This is a genomic window from Sphingopyxis sp. 22461, assembly GCF_052044915.1.
In the GTDB taxonomy this organism is placed as follows: domain Bacteria; phylum Pseudomonadota; class Alphaproteobacteria; order Sphingomonadales; family Sphingomonadaceae; genus Sphingopyxis.
Genome location: NZ_JBQENY010000010.1, coordinates 231,174 through 243,297, shown reverse-complemented (window position 1 = coordinate 243,297; position 12,124 = coordinate 231,174). Strand labels below are relative to the sequence as shown.

Annotated in this window: 10 protein-coding genes and 1 tRNA gene; 3 read left to right on the top strand and 8 right to left on the bottom strand. The window is 64.5% G+C overall.

Annotated features, from left to right (window positions below; translation table 11 throughout):
• Positions 1–32 precede the first annotated feature (32 nt).
• From ACTJI5_RS17815 to ACTJI5_RS17805, 3 genes are all read right to left on the bottom strand, one after another.
• Positions 33–746 (bottom strand): glutamine amidotransferase, encoded by a 714-nt coding sequence (locus tag ACTJI5_RS17815; RefSeq protein ID WP_440861254.1) that lies wholly within the window; start codon positions 744–746, stop codon positions 33–35.
• Between the two features lie 153 nt (positions 747–899).
• A complete protein-coding gene (locus tag ACTJI5_RS17810) occupies positions 900–1,145 on the bottom strand; it encodes a hypothetical protein (RefSeq protein ID WP_058537047.1) in 246 nt (81 codons plus the stop codon).
• Positions 1,145–2,197, bottom strand: a complete 1,053-nt coding sequence (locus ACTJI5_RS17805; protein ID WP_440861243.1) for a Leu/Phe/Val dehydrogenase — start codon at positions 2,195–2,197, stop codon at positions 1,145–1,147. The genes ACTJI5_RS17810 and ACTJI5_RS17805 overlap by 1 nt, the downstream gene beginning before the upstream one ends.
• A gap of 125 nt (positions 2,198–2,322) precedes the next feature.
• Here ACTJI5_RS17805 and ACTJI5_RS17800 point away from each other — a divergent pair, with 125 nt between their 5' ends.
• Together ACTJI5_RS17800 and ACTJI5_RS17795 are read left to right on the top strand one after the other, a co-directional pair.
• On the top strand, positions 2,323–2,793 hold the full coding sequence (locus ACTJI5_RS17800) for an Lrp/AsnC family transcriptional regulator (protein ID WP_310256799.1): 471 nt from the start codon (positions 2,323–2,325) through the stop codon (positions 2,791–2,793).
• 102 nt (positions 2,794–2,895) lie between these two features.
• A tRNA-Thr gene (locus ACTJI5_RS17795) sits at positions 2,896–2,970 on the top strand.
• A gap of 65 nt (positions 2,971–3,035) precedes the next feature.
• On the opposite strand, the gene ACTJI5_RS17790 is transcribed toward ACTJI5_RS17795, so the two are convergent.
• From ACTJI5_RS17790 to ACTJI5_RS17780, 3 genes are all read right to left on the bottom strand, one after another.
• Complete coding sequence (locus ACTJI5_RS17790) at positions 3,036–4,805, bottom strand: tetratricopeptide repeat protein (protein WP_440861242.1); 1,770 nt, start codon at positions 4,803–4,805, stop codon at positions 3,036–3,038.
• 245 nt (positions 4,806–5,050) lie between these two features.
• The gene (locus ACTJI5_RS17785) at positions 5,051–5,722 is read right to left on the bottom strand and encodes a thioredoxin family protein (protein WP_440861241.1); all 672 of its coding nucleotides are present in this window, start codon (positions 5,720–5,722) and stop codon (positions 5,051–5,053) included.
• Positions 5,723–5,739: 17 nt separating this feature from the next.
• Complete coding sequence (locus ACTJI5_RS17780; protein WP_440861240.1) at positions 5,740–7,848, bottom strand: protein-disulfide reductase DsbD family protein; 2,109 nt, start codon at positions 7,846–7,848, stop codon at positions 5,740–5,742.
• Between the two features lie 196 nt (positions 7,849–8,044).
• On the opposite strand from ACTJI5_RS17780, the gene ACTJI5_RS17775 reads away from it, so the two are divergent.
• Positions 8,045–9,022 carry an arsenic resistance protein gene (locus ACTJI5_RS17775; protein ID WP_440861239.1) on the top strand — a complete coding sequence of 326 codons (978 nt, stop codon included), beginning with the start codon at positions 8,045–8,047 and terminating at the stop codon, positions 9,020–9,022.
• 396 nt (positions 9,023–9,418) lie between these two features.
• Here ACTJI5_RS17775 and ACTJI5_RS17770 read toward each other — a convergent pair whose 3' ends face one another.
• Positions 9,419–11,158: a methyltransferase domain-containing protein gene (locus tag ACTJI5_RS17770; RefSeq protein WP_440861238.1), complete on the bottom strand. Its 1,740-nt coding sequence runs from the start codon at positions 11,156–11,158 to the stop codon at positions 9,419–9,421.
• Positions 11,155–12,072, bottom strand: coding sequence for an HNH endonuclease (locus ACTJI5_RS17765; RefSeq protein ID WP_440861237.1), 918 nt, complete (start codon positions 12,070–12,072; stop codon positions 11,155–11,157). Before ACTJI5_RS17765 ends, ACTJI5_RS17770 begins: the two co-directional genes overlap by 4 nt.
• Positions 12,073–12,124: the final 52 nt, after the last annotated feature.

The following is a 12,124-nucleotide window of genomic DNA, read 5'->3' as shown; positions in this document are numbered from 1 at the left end:
GAAAGAAAATCTTGAAGGTCGGCGAAGACCGTTCAGTCCGTCAGCCCGGCGAGCCATTCGGCGATCATCGTGCGTCCCGCCGCCACCGCGGCGGGTCCATGCCGCCGATGGAGGTCGCGCATTCCGTTCACGCTTCCGCCGGTTTCGTCGAGCGCATCGGGCCATTGGCGCAGCCATTCGTCGAACCGCGGATCGAGCCCCATTTCGCCGTGAAACTGCAGCGCCAATATATTGTTGCCGCGCCGGAATGCCTGATGCGGATAGGCGGGCGTCGACGCCAGCAATTCGACGTCATCGGGAAGGTCGAAGGTGTCGCCGTGCCAATGGAGCACGGGCACATCAGCCAGATGCCGCAGCGGCGAGGCGGTGTCGACGAAGCTCAGCGGGTGAAACCCGACCTCCTTCGCCGACCCCGGATAAACGCGCGCGCCCATCGCCGCGGCGATCATTTGCGCCCCGAAGCACACGCCGAGCGTCGGCCGCCCCGCGTCGAGCCGGCGCGCAAGCCGCCGTTGCTGGCAGGCGATCCACGGATGCGCGTCCTGCTCATAAACCCCCATCGGACCGCCCATCATGATGAGCAGGTCGGGCTCGCCCAGGTCGACCGCGCCGAAATCCGGGTCAGCGACATCGAGGCGCGTCAGCGCATATCCCGCGGCCTCGATCGGTTCGCGATATCCGGCGATCCCTTCGTGCGGGACGTGGCGGATGATGAGTCCGGTTCTGGTCTTTTGCTGCGGTGGCATTTCGGGCGATGAATCGAGTGGTTGCTGCGCTGTTTCGAACGCACCCTGTCTAGCCAAGTCATCGCCCCGATGTCACTCTACCAAAGCAGTAGAGATACTGTTGCGGCCCGTAGCTGAGCTTGGCTCCGTTCGCTACGGGCCGCCATTGGCTCCTCAGGCCAGCTCGGCGACAAGCTCTTCCAGTTCCGACCCCGTGACGGCGACCACTTCGCCCAGCTTCGCCGCGATGATTGCCGCCTGTCCGGGCGGAAGCCCCGCGACTGTCACTTCGATCCGCATATGCGTCGGCAGGACCTGCATCGCCATCGCGCTCGGCACGATCGACCGCTGCGCGAAATAATTGGCGACGCGCGGCAGCGATTGCGGGTCGAGGATCGCGTCGACGCGGAAGCGATGCATCACGCCGCCTCGCGCTGCGCGCCCGCGATCACCTCTTCGGCCATCTCGTCGGCGACGAGCGCGGGCGATCGCCCTTCGCGTGCCGCGCGTTCGAGCAGCGCGCCGACGCGCGGCGCGATTTCGGCGACGCGCAGTTTCACATCATCCGCGTCCTCGCCCAGATATTCGGCCGACACGTTGATGATCCCGCCGGCGTTGACGACATAGTCGGGGGCATAGGCGATGCCGCGTTCGAGCAGCAGCGCGGCGACGTCGGGGGTCGCGAGCTGGTTGTTCGCGGCGCCGCAGACGAGCCTCGCCTTCAGCCTGGCGACGGTCTCGCGGTCGAGCGCGCCGCCGAGCGCGCAGGGCGCAAAGATGTCCGCATCGACCGATGCGATCTCGGACACGTCGACGACCTCGGCACCATGCACCGCCTTCAGCCGGTCGCGACGCGCCGGATTGACGTCGGCGATCACCAGCCGCGCACCCGCGTCGGCGAGGCGGCGGCACAGGTCGGCGCCGACATTGCCGGTGCCCTGCACCGCCACCGTCAGCCCCGCCAGATCGCGCCCCAGTGCGAACTCGGCCGCGACCTGCATCGATTCGAAGACGCCCCTGGCGGTCCACGGCGACGGATCGCCGCCCGCGCGTCCCGCCACCGCGGGCAGTCCGGCGACATGGCGCGAGACCGAGGCGACCTCCTGCATGTCCTCGACCGACGTGCCGACATCCTCGGCGGTGACATACATACCGCCCAGATTTTCCACCGCGCGGCCGAACGCGCGGAACAAGGCCACCCGATCGAATTCGCCTTCGGGACGCCGCAGCACCGCCTTCGCGCCGCCGAGCGGCAGCCCAGCCAAGGCATTCTTATAGCTCATGCCTTCGGCAAGCCGCACGGCATCGCCCAGCGCCTGCTTCATGTCGGGGTAGGACCACAGGCGGCAGCCGCCCGCCCCCGGCCCTAATGCGGTCGAGTGAATCGCAATAAATCCGTCGAGCCCCGCTTCGAGATCATAGAGCCGCACGCATTCGAGCGGCGGGGCCAGACGGGCAAGACGGACGACCATGAAACATACTCCTTTGATTGAGCGTGCCTTGTCGCATTTCCGCCTTGGGCATTCTTGATCGATTATCGGCCACCCATGCCGAATTTTGCATGTTATGATCCGAATAATTACGATATGAGAATGAAATGACCGATCCTGATCCATTCGAGATAAAGATTCTCCGCGAATTGCAGCGCGACGCGAATCAAACGACGGCCGAGATCGCCGAGCGCGTCGGACTGTCGGTCTCGCCGTGCTGGCGCCGCATCGACCGGCTCGAGCGCGAGGGCTTCATCAAGAAGCGCGTCGCGATCATCGACCGGCGCAAGGTCGGGCTCAACGCGCATGTCTTCGCGCAGGTCAAGCTCAACGCCCATGGCCGCGCCAACCTCGACGAATTCAGCGCCGCGATACAGGGATTTCCCGAGGTGCTCGACGCCTATGTGCTGATGGGCACGACCGATTTCATGCTGCGGATCGTCGCGAAGGACATCGACGCCTATGAACGCTTCTTCTTCGACCAGCTGAGCAAATTGCCGGGGATACAGGAAATCAATTCGACGGTGGCGCTGTCCGAAATCAAGGCGACGACCGAGCTGCCGCTGGGCCAGGATTAGGCGGCGGACCGCCCCCGCTTTGCCCGTGCCAAATGCGAACGCCGAATCCTGCGCAAGGATGCTTGTTTTCATCCCGAGGCGCTGCTAGTGGCGCCCCTCGTTGCCGCTTTAGCTCAGTTGGTAGAGCACATCATTCGTAATGATGGGGTCACAGGTTCGAGTCCTGAAGCGGCACCACCTTCTCCCGCTGAAAATCGCCAGAGAAAAGCCAAGGCTTTGCGTCGCGGTTCCGTGCGCCCGGCCTATAGCCGATCCATGCGGAGCCAGGCCTTGTCGCCGATCCATGCCTTCGACAAGGCTTTGTCGGCAGCCGCGGCCTCCAGCCTGTTCCCCTGCGCCGCCTCGCTGCGGCCGAGCCCGTACAGCGCCCAACCATTGTTCGGCGTCTGCGCCAGCGCGGCGCGAAAGGCGTCGCTCGCTTCGCCATAGCGCCGCGCCCGGAACAGCGCCGCGCCCAGCGACTGCTTCACCGGATAATACCAATAGGCCGGTTCCTGATACGGAAGGCTGGCCTCGATCTCGATTGCCTGACGGTAAAAGCCGATGGCGTCGTCGGTGCGGCCCTGCACGCTTGCGAACCGGCCGCGCGCCACCAGCTCAGCCAGCGAGACCAGATCCCCCGCCGGCACGCCCTGGTCGATCATCGACTTCATGGCATCCGACGTCCGTATCCGGGTCATCGCGGCCAGTTCGCGATCGAAGGCCTTGCGGTCGCGAAGCCCGGCATAGGCGATACTGCGGGCGAAATGCCGCATCGCCGTCGGATAGGCGAGGCTCGGGTCGGGCGCCGGCATCGCCAATATGGCTTTTGGATCGGCAAATTGCGCCATCGCAAAATAGGGCGCCGCGTCGATCGACTGGATCCACGCGATCTGCGCCGAGGTTTTGGGATCGAGGACGGTCCGGAGCCGCTGCGCCTCGCGAATGGCGGTGCGCATGTCGCCCGCCATCTGCGCCGACGTCACGATGAAGTGGATATTGTGCGGATAATAGCCGTAGCGCACGAGCCCGTTGTCGCCGGCGCTGCGGATATATTCCTCGTCGGCGCGCGCGGCAGCGATGTTGACGCGGATCGAATCCGCGTGGCGACCGCGCAGCTGATAGATATGCCCCGGCATGTGGACGAGATGCGCCGCGCTCGGCGCCGACGGGTTCGCCAGCCGGTCGGCCGCCGCCTCGGCGCGCTGCGGGTCGCTGGCTTCCACGAGATGGATATAGAGATGGTTCGCCTGGACATGGCCGGGATTACGCTTCAGCACCGTCTCGACAAGCCGCACGGCCTCGCCGCTCCGGCCGACCGATGTTTTCTTGTCGGCCTCCCAATAGTTCCACGGGCTCGTATTCATCACCGCCTCGGCCGTGAGCACCGCCACATCGTCGTCGCCCGGAAACCGGCGCGCGACATCGAGCATCGCGTCGGCATAGCCGGCATCGAGCGCGGCGCGGTCGCTTCCCGGATCGCGCGAATAGCGCTTCGCGACGGCTTCGATCAGCGCCCGCTCCATCGGCGTGGCGGCGCTTCGCAGCGCCATCGCCCGGTCCATCGCGTCCAGCGCGGCACCGCGATCGCGCTCATCCATCGGCGCATTGATGTTGGGGCCGAGCGCGACGGCTTCGCCCCACCAACACATCGCGCAATCGCGGTCGAGCCGCTGCGCCGCGCGAAACGAGCGCACCGCGCCCGCATGATTGAAGCCATAGGTCAGGAGCAGCCCCTGGCTGAAATAGCGCCGGGCCTGATCCTTGTTCGTCGAGACCGGAAACGGCGAGGTCGCGAGGTCCGGAAAGAGCGGGATCGGCCTGCCCTCGCTCGCCGGCGCCGCGAACGCCGCCGCGACAAGGAGATTCTGCGCCAAGGACGAACCCGGCCGCCTCGCGCCGCAAAAGAGGGTCGCAAGCCGGCTCGGATCCAGCGCTTCGAGCGCGGCGGCCGAAAAGGCCGGCGGCGGCGCAAAGCTCGTCAGCGAAATCCCGATCCCCACTATCGCCGCGGCTTTGAATGGGCCAAGCATCACAATCCCCTTCCCCAAAAGGTGACCAGAAACAGCAACGCCCAAATATCACGAATAGATTACGCGCCAAAACCGAATCTTCATCGCATTCTAATCCACTAATATTCAACGCAAGTTCGGATAACATTTATTCGAGCGCGCCTGCTCAGCCTCGAATGACTTGGGGAATTTTCGCCGCGGGGATGCCCTCGCCCCGCCGCGATCCACAGAGACCGCGGCGGGGCGAGGGCAACGGAGCCCGGCGATCAGGTCTTCGTCGAAGCCGCCTCATCGGCATATTTGATCGCACAGCCATAAGGTTGGGCAAAGGCGGTGGTGACCGGACGCCCCGCGGCATGGTCGTCGAGCGCGGCGCGCACGAAATTCCTGGCGCCGGCGAGGTCCTCGACCTTGTTCGTCGGCTTGTCGTCGATGCCCCCGGCATAGATGATGCGCCCCTCGCCATCGATCACGCGCATATCGGGCGTGGTCTTCGCGCCATAGGCGCGGCCGGTCGCGCCGGTCGGATCGAGCAGCAGATGGGTAAAGCCCGCATTGAACCGCTGGCCCCAGTTTTTCGCGCTCTCACCTTCGACGAAGCCCTGCTCGCCGGGTGCCGAAGAGACGATCGTCAACCACACGACGCCGTCGGCCACCGCCTCTTTCTGCAGCTTCTGCATCGCGCCGCTATAATGTTTTTTGACATAGGGGCAGCCCTCGTTCGTCCATTCGAGCACGACGGTCTTGCCGCGGAAATCGGCCAGCGAAACCTGCTTTCCGTCGGCGCTCGCGAGCTGGAACGCTGGCGCCACCTGCCCTCCCGCATTCGCCGCCGCCTCCTTGGCGGCGGGCTGATCGGCCTTCTGCTCGGCCGGCTGGCTGCATCCGGCAAGCAGCAGGACCGATGCGGCGGCGAAGGAAAATACTGTATATTTCACGGCTAATCTCCTCTCGGTTATGATGCTTCGCGCCCCGCCGCCGCCCGCTTCAACGCGTCGGCGACGATACCCGGCGTCAGGAGCTGGGGTAAAATCTCGGGCGCCTCCTTACCGGGTGCATAGATAAGATAGAGCGGAACGCCGGAGCGGCCGAAGCGCTCCAATTCCCGCGCGATCCGGTCATCGCGGCGCGTCCAGTCGGCGACCATATAAAGGGTGCCCGTTTCGGCGAGCAGCGCGCGCGTCCCCGCGTTCGCCAGCGCGGCACGCTCGTTCACCTTGCAGGTGACGCACCAGTCGGCGGTGAAGTTCACGAACACGACCTTGCCCTGCGCCCGCGCGGCGGCAACGGCATCGGCGGTCCACGGCGTGTCCGCGGTTTCTTCGGAACCTGCCTGCGGTGCCGCAACGGGGAGCAGCGTCGCGGACGCCGCGACGCCGAGACCGGCGAGCAGCGACAGCGCGGCCCCGATCGTCGAGCCGAGCGCACGGCGCCCCGACATTTTCGCGATCTGGCGCCAGCCCCACAGCGTCAGACCCAACGCCAGCAGCAGGCCGGCCGCGAGGATGAGCGCCAGCGCCTCGCTGCCCGTCTGGCGCGCGAACACCCAGACGAGCCAGAGCGCGGCGCCGTACATCGGAAAGGCGAGGATCGATTTCAGCCGCGCCATCCACGGCCCCGGCTTCGGAAACCGGCGCAGCAAGGCGGGCGAGAGGCTGATGACCAGATAGGGCAGCGCGAGCCCCAGGCCCAGCATGGCGAAAATCGCCAGCGCCATCGGCGCGGGCATCAGCAGCGCGGCGCCGAGCGCGAAGGCCATGAACGGCGCGGTACAGGGCGCGGCGACCACCACGGCGAGCACGCCGGTAAAGAAGGCCCCCGACCAGCCCGGAAGCCGCGTCAACCGGCTGCCCGCCCCGCTTGCGGGCAACGCGACCCCGAAAACCCCCGAAAGATTGAGCCCGACGGCGAGCATGAGGAGCGCGAGCGCGGCGGTGACCGCGGGATTTTGCAGATGAAAACCCCAGCCCGCCGCTTCGCCCGCGGCGCGAAAGGCGAGCAAGGCGGCGGCCAGAACGACAAAGGTCGCAAGGACGCCGCAAAGAAAGGCGATACCGTCGCGCCGTGCCTCGCGCGGGGCGTGCGCCGAGGCGGCCAGCGATGCGGCCTTCATCGCCAGGATCGGGAACACGCACGGCATCAGGTTCAGGATCAGGCCGCCGACGAGCGCGAACAGCGCGGCCTGGGCAAAGACAAGGATATGCGTATCGCCCTTCGACGATGCGGGGGTGGCCGATGGGTCGGCGGTTACTTCCCATGCCCCGCCGGGCGTCGACAGGACGCCCTTGACGGGTTTGGTTAGGCCGGCAGCGGCAATCGCTCCCCCGGCTTTCATCCGCAATTCCAGATCCTCGCCGGTCCATTCGGCGCGCTGTGCGGCGGGGTGTTCGACAACGCCGCCGTCAAAGGGGAAGAAATAAGCTCCGCCGGCAGCGCCCGGCTTCAGCTCGGCACCGCGAACGGTCAGCACGAGATCCGCACCGTCGCGCACAAGGCGGGCATCGATGTCGGCGGCACGCGGCGCGCTGTCGACGATGCGTTCGATCGCGGCGCCCTCCCCGGCCGTCAGCGGCGGCACGGCTTCGCGGATGGCTAGTTCGAGTTTCACCACGCGTTCATCAGGAACGCACATCTCGTCGCTGCAGACCATCGAGAGCACCGTGACGCTGAGCGGCAGGGTCGATCCCGGCATGGCCGACGCGGGGATTTCGATCGGTACGGGGAGATAGACCTGGCGCGAATAGCCGTAGTTCATCAGTCCCTTGACCGGCTGGCGTTCGGGCAGCGGCCACAGGATCGGGCCCGCCGAAACGCCCGGCGGCAGCGACCATGTCAGCTCGGTTGCGCCGCCCGAATCGCCCGGGTTACGCCAATAGGTGTGCCAGCCGGGCTTGATGTCCTGGCGCACCGCAACGATCGCGGTCGACCCGGGGGCCGCCCATTGGTGCATCGGGACGAGCGATACCTCGATATTTTCCGAGCGCATCACTTGCGCCGAAGCCGGCGCAAACGCGGTCGCGGCGAGGATCAGGGCCCAGAGAAAGACGCGGAACGAGCGCAGCATATATAAACCAGCCGATCATTCAGTGTTGCGCGCTGCCGCCCCGTCGTACAGCGCGGGCGAGAGCAACACCAACTTGTCGCAACTTTATGGCAAAGACGCTGATAGTCCCATTCCGGCTTGCAGCTGAAAGACTTCACAGCGATGCAGCCTCCACTATGGCCAGCGAGATGATGACCGATAAAGCGGGGCGCCGGCGGTGACGCCGGGCGAACTGCGCGACCTTTTGGAAACGCGGCAGGTCGCGATCTACTTCGGCGCCGTACTGCTTGGCGCGCTCGCGGGCGCGTTGCTCCCCGGCGCCGAAGCGCTCGAACCGGCGATCAACCCCGCGCTCGCCTTCATGCTGTTCGTGACCTTTCTCCAGGTGCCGCTGGCGGCGCTGGGCCAGGCGCTGCGCGATCTCCGGTTCCTCGCCGCGCTGCTGTCGGTCAACTTCCTTGTCGTGCCGCTGCTGGTGGCGGCGCTGATCCAGTTCGCGCCCGACGATCCGCTCATCCGGCTCGGGGTGCTGATCGTGCTGCTTTGTCCGTGCATCGACTATGTCGTGACCTTCGCGCATCTCGGCCGCGCCGATGCACGGCTGCTGCTTGCCTCCACCCCGGCGCTGCTCATTGCGCAGATGCTCTTGCTGCCGCTCTACCTTGCCGCATTTCTCGGCGAGGCCGCTGCCGGCCTCGTCCACCCCGGCCCGTTCATCCACGCGTTTCTCTGGCTCATCGCCCTGCCGCTCGCGCTGGCGATCCTGTGCCAGCTCTGGGCGGCGCGCAGCCGCGCGGGCGCGCGTGCGGCCGCCGCGCTCGGCCTGCTCCCCGTCCCGGCGACGGCGCTCGTGCTCTTGATCGTCATCGCCGCGGTCCTGCCGCAGCTTGGCGCCGCGATCCCGGCGGCACTCAGCGTCTTGCCGCTCTATATCGCCTTCGCGGTGATCGCTCCCGTCGCGGGATGGCTCGTCGCCCGCGCCGCACGGCTCGATGCGCCCGGCGGCCGCGCGGTCGCGTTCAGCACCGGCACGCGCAATTCGCTCGTCGTGTTGCCGTTGGCGTTGGCCGTGCCCGGTGCCATGCCGGTGCTGCCTGCCATCATCGTCACGCAGACGCTCGTCGAGCTGCTGTTCGAACTCCTATATGTTCGCACGATCGCGCAAATGGGACGCGGCGCCGCGCACGGCGCGTGAGCCTATCGGGACTGCAGGACATCGAAAATCTCGGCCGATTGACGCGCCCAGTCCGGATGCGTTGCGACCAAGGATCAGGCGGCAACAACGGCATTTAGCCGTGGCGATGGTTTCCGGATGTCGGGAAGGGAAAATGGTGCCCAGAAGAGGAAACTAAGAATACTTCTATGATTTTGATAAGAAAAATCTAATTATTAGGCCAATATATGATGGCCCCACCGGTGACTCTATAAATTCAGAGATGCAGTGATACGATTACCAATTACCATCACTATATCTCAATCTATCTTATACCTTCTTCAGCTGTTCCACACAATGCTTTTATTGCGAGAATCATCAGGTGATATTCTGGCACCCCCTCTGCAATGCCAAATCGGCGAAGCGCGAGCGCGCCTGTCAAACGCGTGGCTCTCCGGTCCACTCGGGTACGAGCTGATCCTGTCGAAGGCGAAGTCGTCGCCATTCCAAGCCAGCAAAGAGTTGCTCAGGCTCACTTGGTTCTGCAACAAAGAGCGCGGCAGAGGCCTCGCGCCAAAAGCGCTGCGACAATGTCGGGCTCGAAAGCCATGCGTCGTTCCACCAACCAATAATGCGCTCGCGAGAGTTGAGCAACAGCTCGCCGGAAGGAAGGCGCTCCCGCTTTTGATGTTGGTTGACCCTACGCTCGCTCGGGAGGAGATTCCAAAGATCCCCACACGGCCAAGCGCTCCACGGCATACAATGATCGATATCTAGTCGCGATGGCCTCAGCTTCGTGGCGGACCACGCACAATAAATGTCCCGGCCCTCGGCAAATATTCTCTGGGCAGCCGATCGGCCGAGCGCGGTATCGCGAAAAGGCTCCTCCCAAACCAGCGCCGCCTCCGCCTGCCCGGCCGGGACCGAAACCCCCATGCGTTCCGCATAGCCGCGCATGAGACGCGCCCATTCGTTCACGAGCACGGGCTCGATCCAAGATCCAAGCCGAGCCATTGTTCGCCATATGGCACCGGGAATGCGCAACTGGCCCCAGCCTGCCAAGGTGGGCAGATCGATTTGCAGCTCAGTCGATCCGGTGCGGCTCCTTGCCTTGAAAGCTGTAAAGACGCGCTGATCAGAATTCGGGAAGCGGATGAAATTGGCTGGCATCGCAGCGATCGTCGAGACAGCTTCCCCAAGAGCGCGGGATATCATGACAGCCCGATCGGCAGCGAAAGCGGAACCGACACGCAATTCCTGAGGCGCAATCGCCTCATCCAGCAACGCCCTGAAACCTACCTTCGCAAAGCCGAGGCCATCGGCACCCCGGTTCTTCGGAGCTTGCGGGAATCCCAGCCTTACCAGCGGCAGGTACATCCGAATCCAGAACAACGCGACTAGGCCAAGTGGAACATCGATGGCGTCATTCTCATCGTCTGCTGCTCGGGCCGCGGCGGGCGCATGTTCCGCAATGCGTGCAATGGCCCGGAGCAAGCCGAGTTTGTATGTCGACGATTTGTCATCCGCGAGAATGATCCCGCGGAGCAAAGGAAGCGCACCAGCGCCATCATCGGGCATGCGCAAGGTCACCATGGTCCAGCGGACGTCACCGCGAGCCATCGCATCCGCCTTTTCGATGACGCGGAGCACTTCGACACCATGCGCGCGCGCGAGGCCTTCGACCTCGCCCAGCGAAACCCCGTACATCTGGCGGTCCGGAGGGGATGCCCCCTCCCGAAGCGTCATCAAAAGAAGGCCACCCGGCTTGAGCAGGGTGACGAGCTTCCGAAAGCCACGAGCACGGTCGCTCGGCGCTATATGCTGCCAAACGGCGGAAAGCAGGATGAGATCGAAGCTGATGGACGTCGAATGTATCGCAGCAAGTCCAGGCATTCGATCGTCGAGCCAGTGAATCTTGGGATCGGGATGGCGCCGTTCGCCTTCCGCACGCATGCCCGCCGCTGGTTCAACCGCGACTACCTCATATCCCAGACTTAACAGCCAAGCGGCATCTCTGCCTGAGCCGGCTCCGACATCGAGCGCAAGCGGCGCCGGATGAGATGGCCGTATCAGTTCTTCGATGCCGCCATAGGATTCGAGAAGCGACAGTCGATCATAGCGCTCGGCCAGTTCCGTCGCCTGCGCGTCATAAATTTGGATAGAGGCGGTACTGCTCACGCGAGCCCATGACCCGCAAATCGCTCGCGATGTCGTGCCATATAGTCAGGGCGTGGCCAACTATGCCGATCCTTGGGTAAGCGCACGGCTTGGCCGATCGGCGGGAAGAGCCCCCGGAGTTCCGTCGGAACCTTGTTATGGGAGATGAGCAAAGAGTAGTCGTCGGCGAGACTGATCAAATGGCGGTCAAACAGCCAATGGGCCGTCGCCGAAAGCGCGATTCCATTCTGGACGACGTCAGGGCCGCCACTGGCAACCGACCATATATGAGCGGCCTGCGCTTCCGCTTTGCCACCCCCATTGACGATCCGCAGGCCGGTGACAGCACAGGTGCTGTCATAGGCGTCCAACACATTCTTTCGGAAAGCCGCATCGCGAATCTTCCGGTTCACGAGCATTTGCTCGACGCGCCGCTCGCTGGGCGGCTCGCTCAAGAGGGCTGCCGTTGCCGGATCGAGATGCGGGGTATCAAGTTCAAGACGGATGGCATTCTCAGTATCGATAACAGCGTCCAAGCCCGCATCGACGATCGAAACGAAATCTGCAGCGTCCAGCAAACGAACCGACCTGCCCCGCATCAGTCTGCCAATCGTCGCCGGGTCGCCATAGTCCCGCATGAACCGCTCTGCGAACCGCCCTCCACGATCACGGTACGGAACCGCCCGGTCAAACGGAAGAAACTGTTCGACACGCGCATAGAATAAGCCGCTATCTGACGGGTCGGGATCGATCGCTGTCACAAACGCTGCCGCGATATAGGCCTTACGTCCGCCAGACGCCCCGGTTTCGCGATAGATGATCCAGTCACCCACGCATTGCCGCGCTATCGCAAGATAGTTCTTCGGAAAGTGATACCGCTCCGTGATGAGGTCATCATAGCGGGATGTCCCGCTGATCTCGAAGACCGCTTTCAAGCGCGCGAACCTGCTCGGCAGCCAAACCCAGGATCTGAAAGGCCCATATTAT